Origin of the sequence: Candidatus Pristimantibacillus lignocellulolyticus (genome assembly GCA_023639215.1) — a bacterium.
GTDB lineage: Bacteria > Bacillota > Bacilli > Paenibacillales > Paenibacillaceae > Pristimantibacillus > Pristimantibacillus lignocellulolyticus.
Genome location: CP097899.1, coordinates 419,975 through 437,295, shown reverse-complemented (window position 1 = coordinate 437,295; position 17,321 = coordinate 419,975). Strand labels below are relative to the sequence as shown.

The window sequence follows — 17,321 nt, the reverse complement described above, 5'->3', positions numbered from 1 at the left end:
AACTGAATGATATATACATGATAAGATGATACTAAATTACTCGGAAATATGGTTTGTTTGGTAATGATTTGAAGGGGGATCATATATGATATGGGATGCATTCAAAAGAATGTCATTAAGAAATAAACTCATTTTAACTTCAATCTTGTGTATGATGGTCCCTACAATTATTATGCTTTATAATACGAGTTACTTCTCACAGAAGATCATCCAAGAACAAGCACTAGATAGAGCTAATCAATCACTTAGAATAGTTCAGAATCAACTTCATAATTTAATGGAAGAAATGATCCAAGTAACAAATCAAATTCAATTTAATGAAGACATGCAGAGCTTACTTCATCAACCATCCAGTACAATTATTATGAGGGATGTAACGACTCAGCTTGAGCGAGTTGCAAGTATTCGATCTGATATATATCTAACCTTATTAATGAAGGATGGCAGATCTTTCTCGAATTATTCCTTCTATGAGGCAAGTCCAGATCAGTTTCGAGAGGAAGAATGGTTTGATGATGCTACACAATTACGCCCGTATGAAACATTGTATCTAGGTGTAAGACCGAATTATATTACATCAAAAATTAAAAGCGATCCCTATGTCATTATGACGGTAAGGGCGCTTACGGATTATAACGGGAAACCTTTTGCGTATTTAATTGTGAGTCGAACGGAGAACACATTTAGTTCATTTATGGATCAGCTTTCTGAATCAATTTATCTGCTAGATGATGAACAAAAGATTATCGTACAAGCTGATGATGAATTAATAGGAAAGTCTTTTGATCGATTAATAACCGAGCAAACTTCAGAATCTTCAGGAGTTGCCTATGTAGATGGTCAGAATCAAATCTATGTATCGATGCCATTAAAACTTGCTAACTGGAAATTAGTTAGTTTAGTTCCTTATGAACAATTTACAAATCGACTAGGATCTATATATAAGTCAGGAATTATGTTGCAAGTAATTTTTGTTGCTTTATTTTTGGCGATCCTTACTTACTTCCTCAATAAATTTACTAAGCCTATAAAAGCCTTGAGTGTAGTGGCACTTAGAGTAGAAGCGGGAGATTTACATATACGTTCTAACGTGCGATCAGGGGATGAAGTGGGACGGTTAGGAAGAGCATTTGACAATATGCTAGATCGGATTACTGAGATGATTGAACAAGTGAAAGGTGAACAAAAACTTAAGAGACAAGCAGAATTGGCAATGCTACAAGTTCAAATCAATCCCCATTTCTTATTAAACGTATTAAATTCAATACGAATGAAGCTGCTGCTCAAAGAAAACAATGATGAAGCAGAATTAGTTGGCTCATTATCGAAGTTACTACGGGCTACTTTAACAAGTCAGCAAGAGTACGTAACCTTACGAACAGAGATAGATGTAACCGTTCAATATATGGAACTAATGGGATTCTCTACGCGCTATCCAATCGAGACTATCGTTGATATATCCAATGAGCTATATGGTCTAATTGTTCCACGATTTATTTTGCAGCCCATTGTTGAAAATTGTTATAAGTATGGCTTTGTACGAAAAGGTGGAAACATAGTTATTATAGTAAAAAAGGCAAATAATAATCTCACTATTACAATCGAAGATAATGGTAGGGGGATGAAACAAGACATTGTCGAAAATGTTAACAGTTCTTTAAAACAAAATCGTTATCAAATTACGAATAATCAAAGTACGGAAGAAGTTAATACAACTGGAATTGGTCTCGTTAATGTATTTAATCGATTAAAGTTAATTTATGGCGAAAACTTTCAAATGAAACTTAGTAGTATTGAACAAGAAGGTACGAAAGTCACTTTAGTCTTTCCAGCTGATGAATTGGAGGAGATGCATCATGTTTAAAGCAATTATTGCTGACGATCAAATGCCAGTTCTAGATTATTTGCAAGCGAAGTTACCTTGGGGACAATTGGAAATAGAGCTATATTCAATATGTACAGACGGAGAAGAAGCTTTAGAAGCGTGTAAGGAAGGAAAACCTGATATTTTGATTACTGATATTGGTATGCCTATTATGAATGGTTTAGAGCTGATTGAGAAAGCAAAGGAATTGAATCCTTCATTAAAAACGATTATTCTATCATGTCATGAAGAGTTTCATTTTGCACAACAGGCAGTTAAGTTAAATGTTAATGATTATATATTGAAAGAAACGATGAGAAGTGAACAACTCTCTGAAATATTACAGAGCATGGTAACGCAACTGAAGAAAGAAAGAGATCAGAAAAGCCATCAACAATTAATCCAAAATGTAATAACAGAAGGTCACTCAACCTTAAAAACAATCTACCTAAAATCACTCATTGATTTGCCAATATGGAATGAAGATGAATGGATGAATCGTGCAGAGAATTTTGGAATACAGTTACGAACAAGGCAAAGTTATTTACCAGTTCTTTGTGTGTTAGATCGTTTCGAAGAACTAGAATTACGCTTTGGTGGTGCTAGACAATTGCAATTTGTAGTTGAGAATGCACTTCATGAGGCAATTCAGCTTGAGCATCATATCGTTATTTCACTAAACGAAAAAACATATCTACTTTTATATGCTTATTCTACTTCGATTAAAATGAATACGAAGGAGTTAATCTTACAAGATATTATTCATGTTCAACAGTCACTGCTTAACCATATGAAGATGAAGACATCTTACTTTGTAGGAAATTCCTTTGATTCGATTATAGGTTTCAAAAAACAAGCATGTGAAATGATTAATATCCACAATCAACATTTTTATTGTGGAGAAATGAGTATTGAGAAATATAAGGTACCAGATATCACTCATGCTGAACTATTTACGAAATATGCTGAAGCAGTGGATGATATAAGAAGTGCTATTCAATCTAATGAATTAGAGTTACTTGATCAAACATTACGTAAGTGGAGTTCGCATCTTCATCAGCAAAAATATCCAATCGATATGATACGTGGTTGGGTATTGAAAATTGTAACAGATGTAGAGTTGAAATACTCCGTCATGCAGCACTTTTTAACGAGTTTTAGTGTGGAACGAATTCAGAAAAAAATATATGCAATTGATACTATGGAATACTTATTTACTTGGCTTTATCGTCACTTAGTAGATAAGATGGAAAATTATCATCAAAGTAAGCATTTAGTTATCCGTAAAGAGATCGCCGAGGCACAACATTACATTATGAATCATTTAAGTGAAAAGATAAGTATGGATGAAATGGCAAGGCGTCTTCATCTTAATGCAACACATTTCAGTCGGATATTCAAAAAAGAAACAGGCGAAACGTTTGTAGAATTTGTAAACAAGAAGAAGATGGAAAAAGCAAAAGAGCTACTAGATCGTTCTAGTCAAAGTATAGATCAAATCGCGCAAGAGTTAGCTTATGACAACACTAGCTATTTCAATAAATTATTCCGAGCCTATTCGGGCATGTCCGCTAATGAATATCGGAAAAGAATTTGATTAAAAGTAACTAATTTCTAATTTGAAATAATAATGAGTAATCAAGACATTTGTTCAGCAGATATAGTAGGATTGGAATGATAAAAATGAAATTTCTGCATTTGGGGAAATATTACTCCCTGCATGAATTAATTGAGACGACAGATATGAATGAGGAGCAACTTAACATTAGTCTTAAAAAATTCTATTTTGCAAGCTGTAAGCAGATTGTTGCTGAGCGAATAAAAATTTATGAGCAGCAGTTGAAAGTAAAAGCTAAAAGCGTTCAAATCGTAGAATCGAAAACCAAATGGGGTAGTTGCAGCTCAGACAAAAAACTAACGTTTAATTATCGATTGGCAATGGCTCCAATTGAAGTGATCGATTATGTTATTATTCATGAACTTTGCCATCTTACCCATATGAATCATGATCGCTCATTTTGGCGACGAGTAGGAAGCGTTATGCGTGATTACAAAGAGAAAGAGCAATTTTTGGCGCAGTACGGTCATCATATGACTTTTTAGTCTATTATGTTCAATTACTGCGCCGTTCATTACCCAATATGTAAACATATGAGTTTAGCCTATACTATATCTTTTACGTAGTTTATTAGCTACTTCTCGAATCGTCTCGGGACTCGGAAGCGACATTGGGGATGGTACATGCTTGTCATTACTCCAGCCAGATGTTGAAATAGTTTGAGCTTCGGTAAGTGTATGTTTAATGGCATCGATAAAAATTCGAGCAGCGTCTGGACCTAATTTAGTAAGTTCTTCAAGACTAGCGGTACTCTCATTGGTTACTTGAGGATAATGATCTAATGGAGTGTCGATAGCAGCCTGATTGTAAAAACTTCTAACAAATTGTGTTCGTTCTGCTCCACTTCCACTAGCTATTACAAATGCCTGAACGCTGTAAGCGTGTAATTGACGTCTTTGTGCTATGCCACAAAACTTACGCCCGTTAATACTTAGATCATAATCACCTGGGCAAAATGCTCCATGAATTTCCCCTTTATCTACGGAAAGACCGGTAAAGGCAAGAGCTTCTTGAATAAGCTCATACATCTTTTCGAAATCTTGGTGAAAATGAACATTAGAGGATGTAGCTTTTGGAAAAATAAGAGAAATATTAACAGTGCCGAGATCTAGCGGTACAGCTGCCCCTCCAGAATTACGAACGATTGGAACGACTCCTTGTGTCTCGAGCCATTGAAGCGCTTCAGTAACACCAGGCAAGCGACTGTCACGCTGTCCTAGTATAAAAGCATTGGGGTGTCTCCATAGATGACAAAAGCTTGTTCCACTAACATGAGCTTGTTTACATAGAAGTTCATCTAGTGCAAAAGCATATAGCGGATCTGCTTCAGTTAATTCTTCACTACGATCGATGATTTGTATGGAGTTGGCCCAAGCTAGAGTTGCATCATTGAACATTTCAAAAACTCCTTTATTAGGTCTACGAGTAATTCGTATTGTCTTTCCATTAGTATAAATGTTATAAGAACAATAGTCATACGAAATTAATGGGGTGTAAATCCAATAGATAAAAAAATAAACTAAAAGAAGGGTCAGATTCAACTTGAGTCTGACCCTTCACTTTCGATACTCTACCTTCTAATGGCCAGATGGTGTAACAAGCGCATGTTTCTCCCATTTTCTGCTTTTCCATCTTATCGACATAATGACAGCCCTCGCCCATTCATCGGCAGCTATAGCTAGCCAAATACCTGCAAGACCTAGATCGAGATGGAACACAAACCAATAACCGAGCGGTAAGCTCATCCCTACCATCGTAAACATACCAATCCAAAGTGGGTACTTGGCATCACCAGATGCACGTAATGTATTGATTAATATAATATTGATCGTTCTACCTGTTTCTAGCACGATACTTAGAATTAATACATTAGCACCTAGTTTTATGATTTCTGGATTATCTGTAAACATAGATATTAACGGGACGCGGAATACGATAACGACGATAACCATAATTAATGTTGCGATGCTTGCATAGACGACACTTTTCCATACTCTTCGATAAGCTTCATCTTGACGTCCTGCACCAATGAAACGTCCGACAATAATGGAAGTTCCGATACCAATGGCTAAGGCAAATAAGTAGATAAACATAGAAATATTTCCTGCATACTGTTTTGCTGCCATCGATGCGTCTCCTAAATGAGTAACATAAAAAAGGAACACAATTTGACAAGATTGATACATAACCTGTTCTAAAGCAGCAGGTATCCCAACACTTAATATTTTGGCAATATAGGCTTTTGATAATGAGAAATAATGTTTAAATTCAATACGTACTTCCATAATACGATACAGTAACCAGAAGAATACGATAATAGCTAATCCACGACTTAATACGGAGGAAATAGCAGCACCTTCTACCCCTAATGCAGGCATACCGAAATGTCCGAATATTAAAGCGTAGTTGGCAATAATATGAACGATATTCATTCCTAGAGATACGTACATCGCTTGCTTCGTAAATCCATGTACACGAATAATAGCGGCAAGCGAGTTAATAATAGCTTGCAGGAATATACCGCCACCGACAATATTGAGATACTTCTGAGCATTGTCAAGTATTTCTCCTTGCAAGTTCAGGGTTGTAAGCAAATGTTGCCCCATTGTTATAAATCCGATACTAATTATTAGACCGACGATCAGATTAAGCGTAACGGCAATAGCGGATATTCTTGAAGCTTCTACAAATCTACGTGACCCAATATATTGAGCAATAACAATGGATGCTCCGTTACCAATAACTTCGAGAATTAGAATGGCAATATGAAGAAATTGGTTCGCTGCTCCTACTCCAGATACTGCGTTATCTGATATTTGACTGAGCATAAGTGTATCTACGATACCCATCAGCATAAATAAGAAAAGTTCTAGAAAAATTGGCCATGTTAAGTAAAATAGATTGAATTCTTTATCCTTCTTTTCTTTTTTTACATTTACTGGCTTGGTGGTGTCTGTTGTCATAGTTAACCTCGTTTCCTTCTGCAATCAATAAGCCAAGAGGTATCGTAGCATATTTAAGTATCTATTTCATTAATAAATGATAGATTAATAGAAAAAAAATATTGTTTAAATTAATAACAGCTAATGAGTACATAAATGAAGCAAATTACAATAAAAATAAGCTGTTATTGTGTTTAGAACGAAACGTGGAAAAGGGCATCTCAGATTGTCATAGGTCATGACGGTTGAGATGCCCTTTAATTTGGAGATTTGAAAACTGCTACAAATTAAACACTATTGGTTACATTATTATGCGGAATTAATTGCTCCCAATTAACTTCTCCATCGTGGTTAAATAATGGATGATCGACGCAATGTGTTATTTTATTTTTATCGTCAACAAATACTACACGGGGAGCTAATTTCTTCCATTCATCTTCTTCCATTTCTCCCATACTAAAAATTACAACTAGATCTCCTGGAGCAAATAAGTGGGCAGGAGGTCCATTTAAGCATATTTTCCCAGAACCAGCTCTAGCAGGTATAGCATAAGTTTTCCATCGAGTAGCATTAGTTAAACTAGTTACCTGTACCATTTCGTAAGGGAGGATATTAGAGGCTTTTAATAAATCTATATCTATTGTAATACTGCCTACATAATGCAGCTCAGCTTCGGTAACCGTTGCACGATGAATTTTACCTTTACACATTAAACGTCTCATTTATTTACAGTTCCCTTCCTAAGAGCTAATATAGTACAAAACTTACATTACTATATGCGGAGGGGCTTTTAGAGTGTGGGTCTTCATCTATTTTTATTTAAATATTTTGATTTATGTTTTAGTATATTTCTATACATTTCTTTATTTTTTAATTGGGTAAACATTTTAAGTTGTGGATGAGTATTTGCTGCCTCAATAAGCCACAACCGCCCATCAGTATCAATACCAACATCTAATCCTAAAATATGAGTTTCAAGATGAGGTTTCAAAATATCTATAGCAGTATATGCAAGCAAATTTAGTAAATCGTCTAATTCTTCTGTTGAATAAATTGTTTTTCCATGAGCCCTATTTAAACAATTTATTGTTTTTACTTCTCTTCCAGGTTGGCCAGTATAAGTAACAACGAATTTTGGTGGAGCAATTTTCACACATTTTCCTGTAACTACCCATTTATTATTATCAAGCTCTTGTAAAATTACTCGTATATCTGTAATTCCGTTGTTTACTCGGACAAGGTTAATTTTTTGTTGGACGATATATGGAGTTTTTTTCGATGCGAAAAATTTACATACATCTTTCGCTGAATAGAATAAACGTGTTTGATTGAGAAACTTTACTCGATATGACTCTATATGTCTATTTGGCTTTGATATAGAGTAAAAACCAATGCCTTGTTGACCGATTTGCTGCTTAGCCACACACTCACCATATTTATCTATGAAATATTGAAAGTTTTCTTCTGACATCTCTAGTGTTTCGGGTAAATAAGTAAGCATGGCAGGATGTTCTGAAAAAAGTTCATATTGCAACCACTTGTTATGCTGGTAATTGTAAATATTATAGGTAGTTTTTCCTTTTCCCTTCTCTTTATCTTTTCCTTTCTCGTTCTCTTTCTTTTTATCTTTCTTTTTATCTTTATCTTTATCTTTATCTTTTTCTTTATGATCTTTCTTATTTATATTTTCATCTTCTTTTCGGGAAATTTTAAGTTTTAAGTTTTTCATATTAACTCCTCCTATACATACAAAAAAATAATTTGTAGAATTGAAATATGCTCACATAAATCTAGTCTCATATAGAGTTGATATATAATATGAAAGTCTATCATTAATCGTGTGGACGAAAGAAGTTAATATAGTCATTGATTTGAAAATCTAATATTGTTTCATTTATAGCGACGTTAAAGGTGGAGGCTGATGGAATGGATAAGAGGATGCTCAAGAGAATATTTGCTTTAATGCTAGTGTTCATCATTGTAACTGGATCAACGAATGGAACAAGATATACGATTACCGTGAAAGCGAGCAATGAAGCGGGAAGTAATTCTTTGTCAACAGTAACTGTTTCTGTTGTACCTCCAATACTATGGACACCAACTACACCAGGAATAGTAATTAATGGAGTTGAAGTTAACAATCGTGACATTGCTATGAACGATGTTTTGACGACCTCGAATACGAATGTTAACGGGCAATCTGTAATAACGATAACGTTTGATCAGCTAAACATAGAAGAGTACTATACAGCAATAGAAAATGACTCTATTATGACTGTTTCTACAGCTAACGAGTCAGATGTTTACATTGTTGAACTGAATGGTCAGATTGTGAAAGATTTGAAAAATAAGCGGATCGTACTTGAGTTCAACACAAAAGATGGAATCTACAAACTTCCACTTGAAGAAATCGACATTGATGCTATTGCTCAACAGATTGGTAAAGCGATCATATTGTCAAATATCAAGCTACAAATCGAGATCGCAACACTGACAGAAGATGAGTTGAAAAATGCTGAATTAGCAGCTGCGCAAGTTGGATTTAAGCTAGTTATAGCACCAATCGATTTCACAGTTAGAGCTACGCATGGAGATAGGGCGATTGATATCATATCATTTAACAATTATGTAGAACGGGCGATTGCACTTCCTGCTAGAGTGAGTGCCAACAACGTTACGACAGCAGTTGTTATTGACCCAAGTGGAAAAGTTTATCACGTACCGACAAAGGTAGAATTAATCAACGGTAACAATTACGCAGTTATCAATAGTGCAACAAACAGCATGTACGCTATAATAAGCAATCAACTGGAATTTGAAGATATGAGCAACCATTGGGCGAAAAATGCAGTTAATAATCTAGGATCTCGCTTAGTCATTGACGAAGTGGACAACAGTATGTTCAATCCTGACCAAGACATTACTCGAGCTGAATTTGCAGCCGTCATTGTTCGGGGTTTAGGATTGAAATTAGATGATAGCATCAGAGCCTTTTCGGATGTAACGGAGTCGGACTGGTATAATAATGCTATTCAAACAGCATTTATTCATAATTTGACTACTGGATTTAATGATGCAAGTTTCCGGCCGAACGACAACATTACCCGTGAAGAAGCTATGGTCATTATTGCAAGAGCAATGACGATTACGAAACTGAATGAAAAACTTACTGAACAACCATCAGCTGCGCAAATTGGGCAGTTTACAGATACAGATGAAGTCTCTTCTTGGGCAGTGAGTAGTATAGAGGATACCATACAAGTTGGCATTGTTTCAGGAAGAACTAGCACGAAGCTTGTTCCAAAAGGAAACATGACGCGAGCAGAAGCGGCAACAATTATAGAGCGTCTACTACAAAAGTCAGACCTAATCTAACTACACAGAAATAAGCAGCCAAATTTCGAAAAATAAAAGGATTGAACTCTGAGTTGATCAGAGCTCAATCCTTTTTGTGTTGTTAATTTATTGTGCTTCATTCATTGCATGAGCGAGATTCGTGAAAATAACACCAAGTCCATGAGCACCTGCATCTGGATAGCCAATACTACGTTCACCAACTGTACCCGCTCGACCCATTCGAGCAACGATAGCTTCCGTTTGCTTAGCACCTTGTACAGCCGCTTCAGCTGCTTTTAGTGAGGCAGCCTTAATATTTTCACCATTGTTTGCACATTGTTCCCATGTATCAGCATAAGGAACTAATGCATCGATCAATGTTTTATCGCCTACAACAGCGCCTCTGCCGAATGAACGTTCACCTGTATCTTGGATTCCTTTTACAGCTGCTTGCATTAAGCCTGCAACTTCATAAATGGTTAACGATTGCTTATCGCCAGCGTATTTGCTTGCCGCACGGAACGCAGAGCCCCAGATTGGGCCTGATGCCCCCCCACAATGCTCCATTATAATCATGGAACATGCGTCTAAGAACTCACCAATATTAGTAGAATGATTGTTTATGATCTCTTTCCATTCGGATTTCAATTGTTTGAATCCCTTGGCAACACTCATACCAAAGTCTCCATCACCTGCATGTGCATCTAACTCGCAAAATGGTACTTCGTTCTCAATGATCACTTCGCTCATCTGATCTACCAAATACATCATATTGTGCAGCGATAGTTCGTTATTATGAATTACAGCATATGCAGTATCCGTTTCATTTTTGAAAGAAACAACATGGTTAGTTGTTCCACCGTGAACAACTTCTGTGAAAGGAACGGGTTCAAATTGATCTTGAATAACAAGTGCTGGTGTATTACATGGTTCAGCCAGCCATTTCTTAAGTGTATCATCAAGCTTCATAATCGTAACTGACGCACCAGTCATATCAATGCTTGTCATATAATTTCCAACGAATGCTTTAGCAATGATTTTGTTTTTACTTGCTAGTTCACGACTGACAGAGTTGTTCAGTAAGTAAAGTTCTTGCAAAGGTGTACCACCAAATCCATTTATCATAACGACAACTTCTTCATTAGAATCATTGTCTATTGCAAGATTACTTAATAGTGCATTAACGGTACGCTCTGCTAATTGATCAGCTGAAATGACAGCTTCTCGCTTAATTCCAGGCTCACCGTGAATACCTACACCATATTCCATCTCATTGTCGGCGATTTGGAAGGTAGGTGTACCTTTCGCAGGAACGGTACAAGAAGTAAATGCGAATCCGATACTTCTAATATTAGCAATCGCATGTTGCGCAATTTCTTTCACTTCTGCTAGTGGTAAGCCTGCCTCAGCAGCAGCTCCAGCTATTTTGTGAACGAGAACTGTACCAGCAACACCACGTTTTCCGACAGTATACAGACTATCTTCAACAGCGATATCGTCATCAACAATGACATAATCCACTTCAATACCATCTTCACTAGCAAGGTGAGCGGCATTTTTGAAATTCATGATGTCGCCACTATAGTTTTTAATGATAAGAAGCGTTCCTTTATCACTTGCAGAGTTGCGAATTGCTTGATAAAGCTGAATTTGCGAAGGTGAAGCGAATACGTCACCACATACAGCGACATCGAGCATCCCTTTACCTACAAATCCCGCATGAGCGGGTTCATGACCACTGCCGCCGCCACTTATAAGCGTTACTTTATTCGTGTTAATTTGTTTTTTTGAAATGATTTTATATTTACTGTTAAACGCTAGATTAGGGTGTGCTAAGACGATTCCGTTACACATCTCACGTACAAGTGTTTCAGGTTGATTCATAATTTTTTTCATAGTATTATTCCTTTCCTAACTTGAATTCACGACCAAGTTGATCAGCAACCATAATTGCAGCTGCAACTGCTTCGACTGTAATTGGGAATGGCATGGAGTGAATCGACTCTTCTGGAATACACGCTTTACGAGCAACATTCATTAACTCCTCGTGAGTTACGGAAGCTACACCGATATCAGCAAGACAAATAGGTAGGCCGACGGAATCACAGAATGTAAGCACTTCGTCAATTTCAGCTCTATCTGCATTTTCAAGAACTAATTGTGCAATTGTACTGAAAGCAACTTTTTCACCATGGAAATAATGATGCGTACCTTCAAGTTCAGTTAATCCATTATGAATCGCATGAATTGCTGCTAAGCCACCACTTTCAAATCCAAGACCTGATAATAAAATATTTGTCTCAATAATATTTTCTAAAGCAGGAGTAACCACATTCATATCACAAGCGATTTTAGCTTTAAGTCCGTCTTCTAACAGTGTCTCATAACATAATTTCGCTAATGCTGATGCTGCTTTTGTACCTTTAGCTGGGCCACAGATTCCTTCACGAACACCGCAAGGTAAACCCGCATTGACATTAGAATAAGAATTTGCTGTTGCTCTTGCTTCAAAATATGTGGAAAGTGCGTCACCCATACCCGATACTAAAAATCTTGTTGGTGCATTTGCAATAATTGTAGTATCAATCATAACGACGCTTGGGCTTTGCTTGAAGTATGCATAATCATCAAATGCACCATCTGGTGTATATAACACAGCAGAGTGACTTGTTGGAGCATCTGTTGCAGCGATTGTAGGTACAATAATAAGAGCATCGCCTTCAGCTACACATTTAGCAGTATCGATAGCTTTACCTCCGCCTAATCCAATCGTACAAGAACAATTATGTTCTTTAGCTAACGCTTGTAGTCTTGCTACTTCCTGTCTTGAACATTCCCCTTGGAAACCGCTTTCAACAAGTGTGATTTTGAATTGATTACTTGTTGCCTCTAATTGCTCTTTCACACGTGCTACATCTGACGGGTGTGCAATTAACAATGCTGAATCTCCGAAAGTTTGAACAAAATAACCTAAGTTAAGTAATTCGTTTTCACCTTGTACATATTTTGTTGGACTAATAAATGCTCTTCTCATATTAATTTCCTCCCATAGTAACAATGAATTAACACTAATTATAGATGTCTATAACTTATTAGTCATGACACGTTCATCTCTATTTAAAGTAGTATTATGTCGTAAATTTTTGTTTTTATACGATAATATCGTAATATCTTGTCCTGTTAGCGAAAGTTTTAGTATAATAAGAGTCAGGAATGATCAAATAATCTAATGGAGTGTAATGTATGATGTCACAATCACTATTTGATTCAGAACATTCGATTGACTTGAATAAATGGCATAAGCTCCAAGATTCACTTTCTCTGGTGACTAAAATGGCGATTATATTAGTGGACTATAAAGGAGTACCTGTCACGAAGCATAGTCATTGCCAATCATTTTGTCAAAGTGTGAGACAAGATCAGAATCTTTCTAAATATTGCCAGAAATGCGATTCCCATGCAGGCTTAGAAGCAGCTCGTCTTAATAAACCTTATATATATTTATGTCATTTCAATATTGTAGATATTGCGATACCAATCATATTTAACAATCAATATATCGGAGCTATAATGGCGGGACAAATTAAATTGCGAGATGAGGCTACAGCACCGCTAGAACAGATCATAACTCGTCCGGCGCACTTGAATGATCTAGATATTCTGCCCATTAATAAAGAGCATTATAATAACTTACCCCTCTTAACGTATGAAGAAGTCGAATCAATTGCCGATATGTTATTTCATATGTCGACTTATATCGTTGGTGAGATGATTCACAAAAATGTAGCAATTGATATGTACAAAAATGCACTTTCTGGTGAAATTGATCAATCGACCTTGGAAACGTTGAAGGATCGCAGTCTTCAAGCATTTCAAGAAGGGTTATCTAGTGCATTACGTGAGAAAGAAGGAAAACAGTCTCTGGCAATGACCTCTCCCCAATCGGTACTACAACCAGCATTAGATTATATATATACCCACAAAAACGAAAATTACACATTACAAGAGATGGCTTCAATATGTCATATTAGCTCTAGCTACTTCAGTAGACTATTTACTAGGGAAATGGGCGAAAATTTCTCGATGTTTGTAGCAAAGCTTAAAATAGAATGGGCAAAAGAACTTATAATTACTACTAATTTATCGATTACACAAATAGGTGAACAGCTTGGGTTTTATGATGCAGGATATTTTATAAAGACATTCAAGAAATTTGAGACTGTAACCCCTGCTATATATCGGGAAATCATTACGCAAAAAAGATTGCCTCATAAGAAGAGATAACCCTTTCGAAGTAATAACGTGGTATAAAAGCTATTATTGGTGAATGGCAAAGAATCTGTTACAATAAAGACAGCAAAAGTAGACACTAACATAACAATTAGTTATTTTGGTAGATCTCACAACGGAGTGATAAGTTTGGCTAAAGGAAAAGGCGGTACAGGTCAAGGAACGGGAAAAAAAGGATGGAATCGTTGGCAAACAGCAGAAAGAAAAGCTGCAAACACACCAAAACCATATAAGAGTAAAGGTACGAAAAAACCAAAACCTACTTCTAATCCATAATGGAGTGTAGTTATCTCCCAATCATCTGATTGGGAGATTTTTATGTTGATATACGAAAATTAAATGAATTGTTTGTTACTATTTAATAGAAGTTACTCGATAATGCAATGAGAAAAAGTATACCAAGTAGTGGTCTAGACCACTACTTGGTATACTTTTTTTGTTTATGAAATATGAATTAAAAACTTTGAACTAAGCATGAATCCACACGGTATTATTACCGGTTTTTGGGCAACTAGGAAATTTATCGTCTACATTTAAGTTCATTCGTTCACCATCTGCATCGATATATTGACCGGCTTCTGTTACGCGATCACCGGTTTTATGTTGATGATTAGTGTGGCGCCATGTTGTGTCCTTTCCCGATTGTGGACAAGCAGGAAATGCATCGCCCTTGTTAAGTTCTCGCTTTTCTCCTGCAGCACATACATATTGCCCTGTCTCCATTACCTCTTCGCTTGTGTGATGTAAATCAGTAGCTGTTTTCATGTTCAGTCAATCCTTTCAATGATAGATTAGTGAACTACTAGGTTGTAATGTCACATGTTCATTAATACCCACTACTATTTACTATGAAACAGTTATTTGTTATTCAATAAATATGTTTCAAAGATTGCTAGAGTGGTTACTACATAATAAGAAGTTGATACATCAGTTACACGTTATTATCAATATGAAACAAAAAGGAGAGATATCAAATGCCAAATGAAACGAGAAGTAGTGGAATATTGCTAGGGACTGTAATAGGAGGCACGATGGGTATCATCGCTACACTATTACTAGCTCCTAAGTCAGGTGCCAAGATGCGAGAGGAACTATCAGATAAATATCATTCATTATGTGATAGAACGAAAGAAATCGCGTCTACTGTTGGTGAAAAAACGAAAGAGATTGCGTCCACTGTTGGTGGTACAACGAAAGACATTGTTGAAAGTGTTAAGGAAGAAGCATCTAGTCTTGCTGATCAAGCAAAAGAATCTAAACAGAATATTAAAGATTCTTTTGCTTCCACAACAGATGAGCTCAAAGATAAGCTATCAGCTACAGACAAATAAAGCTCACAGTCACATAAAGGAGTATTAAAAGGTTACTAAGCAGAATTGCGAAAAGAGCAATTCTGCTTAGTTGTGTCATAATAAATGTTACTTATTACACAAATATACCTTATCCTGATTGTTAACTCTCAATCAGGATAAGGTATTAGAAGCAAAATGAGGTAGGAAGATATGAATTGTATGAAGAAAAGCAATTATTCATCTAACTTATTCTGAGCTAATATTCTTTGTAGCTTTAGGATGGCACGCTTCTGTATACGTGAGACACTCATCTGCGAGATACCCAGTTGCTCTGCAATACTACGCTGTGATAGATCATTATGATAGATATGATTAAGCACATTACGTTCTTCTTCTTTCAAATGCTTTAAAGCATCTTCTAGATCAATCCGATGCTCAACGGCCTTATATTCATCAACTTGAGAATTTATGAGATCACCAATGGTTGCACTATCATTATCTGTAGAGAGCGGTGTATCTAGCGAAATATATTGATAAGATTCACGAGAAGATAGAATTTCAATCGTTTCCTCAACGGTTAGTTCCATGTGAGCTGCAATTTCATCTACATTAGGAGAACGTTGAAGCGTAATAGTAAGATGGTCAATCGATTTCTGAATAAGTAAGCCTTTTTCTTTAATTCTTCGAGGTACTTGTATATACCATGATTTATCACGCAAATAATTTTTAAGATGGCCAATTAAACTTTTCATTGCATATCCTTCAAATGGGATAGCACGTTCATGGTCATATTGTTTAAATAATCGTAGCATGGATAATTGAGCAACCTGAAATAGATCTTCAAACAAATCTGGTCGACTACGAGACATTTTGACGGCCGCCATTCGAATAAGTGGTTTATAATGACGGAGTAATTCAGTGGCAATGTCATTACATTCACTTACTTTATAGATCGCCATCAATTCTATCGTTTGTTCTGGATTAAGACAGGAGGATTTGTTATTCATGCAAGTTCCTCTTTTCTGCTTAATCTTTTTGTTAGAATCACCTCCGTACCGAGGTCGGTACGGAATTCGACGCTATCCATTAAGGCATGCATCATATATATCCCTAGTCCTCCAGGAACAATATTATCTAATGGTTGATTATGAAGAGCGCCAGATTTACCAATCGTTTGTTCATATTGAAAACTGCTACCTGAATCTTTGACAGTAATACAAATATAGTCTCTTTCTAAATCAAAAGTAACATTAATTAAGCCAAAATGCTGAAAGTCATAAGCGTGAAGTACAGCATTTGTACATGCTTCTGATACAGCTACTTTCATATCTTCAATATCTTCATAGGAGAATCCAGCTTTGTTAGCTACTCCGTATAAGGTCAGTCTTACAATATCGATATATTCTGCTTGGGCAGGTATAGTTAATTGAATACGAGGGTTTGTCATTAGTCATGTTCCTCTCTATGGTTACTTTATTATAGTCTAATATCGTTTGACTCTTTTCCATATTCGTAATGAAGAAATAATAGTATCTATTATTGCGGTAGAAATCCCATCATTAGATTTTGCTTTATTATGATCACTTTGTACAGTTTGACGCTGATCCTTCTTCAATGTTGTGGCGAGACTAGCGGCAGATTCCTTGGCTATACCTGTGAAGGAGTGAACAGCTTGTCCAATATCATTGACGGTTGCAAAAAGTATATTGAGGGAGCTTAACTTTTTACGTACATCGAGTGTCATTTCATTCGTGTTATGGATGGCTTCTTTCATATCCTCTGAAATGTGTGAGACATCCGTTCGAACTTGTCCAATCATTAATCGCATTTCTTCAATAGCTGCTTTCAATACTTTCAACGTTTGTACAATGGAATACATCAGAATAATAAATGCAATCGTAATAATGATCATGCCAATTTGAATAAAAAGATCCATATTTATCACATCCTCTTTTTTTAATATTTACCCAAGGTTGTCG

General features: G+C 36.1%; 16 protein-coding genes and 1 pseudogene. 7 read left to right on the top strand and 10 right to left on the bottom strand.

Features of this window, described 5'->3' with window-relative positions:
* Positions 1 to 85 precede the first annotated feature (85 nt).
* From NAG76_01860 to NAG76_01850, 3 genes and pseudogenes are all read left to right on the top strand, one after another.
* Positions 86 to 1,864, top strand: coding sequence for a histidine kinase (locus NAG76_01860; protein ID URN95029.1), 1,779 nt, complete (start codon positions 86 to 88; stop codon positions 1,862 to 1,864).
* Positions 1,857 to 3,461: a helix-turn-helix domain-containing protein gene (locus tag NAG76_01855; protein URN95028.1), complete on the top strand. Its 1,605-nt coding sequence runs from the start codon at positions 1,857 to 1,859 to the stop codon at positions 3,459 to 3,461. The genes NAG76_01860 and NAG76_01855 overlap by 8 nt, the downstream gene beginning before the upstream one ends.
* 89 nt (positions 3,462 to 3,550) lie before the next feature.
* Positions 3,551 to 3,967, top strand: a pseudogene (locus NAG76_01850) (M48 family metallopeptidase).
* A gap of 54 nt (positions 3,968 to 4,021) precedes the next feature.
* On the opposite strand, the gene NAG76_01845 reads toward NAG76_01850, so the two are convergent.
* The 4 genes from NAG76_01845 to NAG76_01830 all read right to left on the bottom strand — a co-directional run bounded on the left by NAG76_01845 (position 4,022) and on the right by NAG76_01830 (position 8,153).
* A complete protein-coding gene (locus NAG76_01845) occupies positions 4,022 to 4,879 on the bottom strand; it encodes a lipoate--protein ligase family protein (protein URN95027.1) in 858 nt (285 codons plus the stop codon).
* Positions 4,880 to 5,059: 180 nt separating this feature from the next.
* The gene (locus NAG76_01840; GenBank protein URN95026.1) at positions 5,060 to 6,445 is read right to left on the bottom strand and encodes an MATE family efflux transporter; all 1,386 of its coding nucleotides are present in this window, start codon (positions 6,443 to 6,445) and stop codon (positions 5,060 to 5,062) included.
* A 266-nt stretch (positions 6,446 to 6,711) separates the two neighbouring features.
* Positions 6,712 to 7,146, bottom strand: coding sequence for an aspartate 1-decarboxylase (locus NAG76_01835; GenBank protein ID URN95025.1), 435 nt, complete (start codon positions 7,144 to 7,146; stop codon positions 6,712 to 6,714).
* A gap of 83 nt (positions 7,147 to 7,229) precedes the next feature.
* The gene (locus NAG76_01830) at positions 7,230 to 8,153 is read right to left on the bottom strand and encodes a YheC/YheD family protein (protein ID URN95024.1); all 924 of its coding nucleotides are present in this window, start codon (positions 8,151 to 8,153) and stop codon (positions 7,230 to 7,232) included.
* A 197-nt stretch (positions 8,154 to 8,350) separates the two neighbouring features.
* Here NAG76_01830 and NAG76_01825 point away from each other — a divergent pair, with 197 nt between their 5' ends.
* Positions 8,351 to 9,799 (top strand): S-layer homology domain-containing protein, encoded by a 1,449-nt coding sequence (locus tag NAG76_01825; protein URN95023.1) that lies wholly within the window; start codon positions 8,351 to 8,353, stop codon positions 9,797 to 9,799.
* Positions 9,800 to 9,886: 87 nt separating this feature from the next.
* On the opposite strand, the gene dhaK is transcribed toward NAG76_01825, so the two are convergent.
* Together dhaK and NAG76_01815 are read right to left on the bottom strand one after the other, a co-directional pair.
* On the bottom strand, positions 9,887 to 11,656 hold the full coding sequence (gene dhaK / locus NAG76_01820; protein ID URN95022.1) for a dihydroxyacetone kinase subunit DhaK: 1,770 nt from the start codon (positions 11,654 to 11,656) through the stop codon (positions 9,887 to 9,889).
* A gap of 4 nt (positions 11,657 to 11,660) precedes the next feature.
* A complete protein-coding gene (locus NAG76_01815; GenBank protein ID URN95021.1) occupies positions 11,661 to 12,794 on the bottom strand; it encodes a glycerol dehydrogenase in 1,134 nt (377 codons plus the stop codon).
* Between the two features lie 212 nt (positions 12,795 to 13,006).
* Between NAG76_01815 and NAG76_01810 the strand changes: the two genes are divergently transcribed.
* Together NAG76_01810 and NAG76_01805 are read left to right on the top strand one after the other, a co-directional pair.
* A complete protein-coding gene (locus tag NAG76_01810) occupies positions 13,007 to 14,044 on the top strand; it encodes a PocR ligand-binding domain-containing protein (GenBank protein ID URN96739.1) in 1,038 nt (345 codons plus the stop codon).
* Positions 14,045 to 14,173: 129 nt separating this feature from the next.
* Positions 14,174 to 14,326: a DUF3934 family protein gene (locus NAG76_01805; protein URN96738.1), complete on the top strand. Its 153-nt coding sequence runs from the start codon at positions 14,174 to 14,176 to the stop codon at positions 14,324 to 14,326.
* Between the two features lie 192 nt (positions 14,327 to 14,518).
* Here the strand turns inward: NAG76_01805 and NAG76_01800 are convergent, their stop codons facing one another.
* Positions 14,519 to 14,815 carry a hypothetical protein gene (locus NAG76_01800; GenBank protein ID URN95020.1) on the bottom strand — a complete coding sequence of 99 codons (297 nt, stop codon included), beginning with the start codon at positions 14,813 to 14,815 and terminating at the stop codon, positions 14,519 to 14,521.
* 209 nt (positions 14,816 to 15,024) lie between these two features.
* Between NAG76_01800 and NAG76_01795 the strand changes: the two genes are divergently transcribed.
* Positions 15,025 to 15,381, top strand: coding sequence for a YtxH domain-containing protein (locus NAG76_01795; protein URN95019.1), 357 nt, complete (start codon positions 15,025 to 15,027; stop codon positions 15,379 to 15,381).
* Between the two features lie 194 nt (positions 15,382 to 15,575).
* Here the strand turns inward: NAG76_01795 and NAG76_01790 are convergent, their stop codons facing one another.
* From NAG76_01790 to NAG76_01780, 3 genes are read right to left on the bottom strand one after another with little or no spacing between them, the layout of a single operon-like run.
* Positions 15,576 to 16,349 (bottom strand): sigma-70 family RNA polymerase sigma factor, encoded by a 774-nt coding sequence (locus NAG76_01790; protein URN95018.1) that lies wholly within the window; start codon positions 16,347 to 16,349, stop codon positions 15,576 to 15,578.
* Positions 16,346 to 16,789: an anti-sigma B factor RsbW gene (gene rsbW, locus NAG76_01785; GenBank protein URN95017.1), complete on the bottom strand. Its 444-nt coding sequence runs from the start codon at positions 16,787 to 16,789 to the stop codon at positions 16,346 to 16,348. Before rsbW ends, NAG76_01790 begins: the two co-directional genes overlap by 4 nt.
* 36 nt (positions 16,790 to 16,825) lie before the next feature.
* A complete protein-coding gene (locus tag NAG76_01780) occupies positions 16,826 to 17,278 on the bottom strand; it encodes a DUF948 domain-containing protein (GenBank protein URN95016.1) in 453 nt (150 codons plus the stop codon).
* Positions 17,279 to 17,321: the final 43 nt, after the last annotated feature.

What these genes read in the sequence shown, in the direction of transcription:
- NAG76_01860 (URN95029.1), top strand. Translation starts at nt 86, where the DNA reads ATGATATGGGATGCATTCAAAAGAATGTCATTAAGAAATAAACTCATT.
- NAG76_01855 (URN95028.1), top strand. Translation starts at nt 1,857, where the DNA reads ATGTTTAAAGCAATTATTGCTGACGATCAAATGCCAGTTCTAGATTAT.
- NAG76_01845 (URN95027.1), bottom strand. Translation starts at nt 4,879, where the DNA reads ATGTTCAATGATGCAACTCTAGCTTGGGCCAACTCCATACAAATCATC.
- NAG76_01840 (URN95026.1), bottom strand. Translation starts at nt 6,445, where the DNA reads ATGACAACAGACACCACCAAGCCAGTAAATGTAAAAAAAGAAAAGAAG.
- NAG76_01835 (URN95025.1), bottom strand. Translation starts at nt 7,146, where the DNA reads ATGAGACGTTTAATGTGTAAAGGTAAAATTCATCGTGCAACGGTTACC.
- NAG76_01830 (URN95024.1), bottom strand. Translation starts at nt 8,153, where the DNA reads ATGAAAAACTTAAAACTTAAAATTTCCCGAAAAGAAGATGAAAATATA.
- NAG76_01825 (URN95023.1), top strand. Translation starts at nt 8,351, where the DNA reads ATGGATAAGAGGATGCTCAAGAGAATATTTGCTTTAATGCTAGTGTTC.
- dhaK (URN95022.1), bottom strand. Translation starts at nt 11,656, where the DNA reads ATGAAAAAAATTATGAATCAACCTGAAACACTTGTACGTGAGATGTGT.
- NAG76_01815 (URN95021.1), bottom strand. Translation starts at nt 12,794, where the DNA reads ATGAGAAGAGCATTTATTAGTCCAACAAAATATGTACAAGGTGAAAAC.
- NAG76_01810 (URN96739.1), top strand. Translation starts at nt 13,007, where the DNA reads ATGTCACAATCACTATTTGATTCAGAACATTCGATTGACTTGAATAAA.
- NAG76_01800 (URN95020.1), bottom strand. Translation starts at nt 14,815, where the DNA reads ATGAAAACAGCTACTGATTTACATCACACAAGCGAAGAGGTAATGGAG.
- NAG76_01795 (URN95019.1), top strand. Translation starts at nt 15,025, where the DNA reads ATGCCAAATGAAACGAGAAGTAGTGGAATATTGCTAGGGACTGTAATA.
- NAG76_01790 (URN95018.1), bottom strand. Translation starts at nt 16,349, where the DNA reads ATGAATAACAAATCCTCCTGTCTTAATCCAGAACAAACGATAGAATTG.
- rsbW (URN95017.1), bottom strand. Translation starts at nt 16,789, where the DNA reads ATGACAAACCCTCGTATTCAATTAACTATACCTGCCCAAGCAGAATAT.
- NAG76_01780 (URN95016.1), bottom strand. Translation starts at nt 17,278, where the DNA reads ATGGATCTTTTTATTCAAATTGGCATGATCATTATTACGATTGCATTT.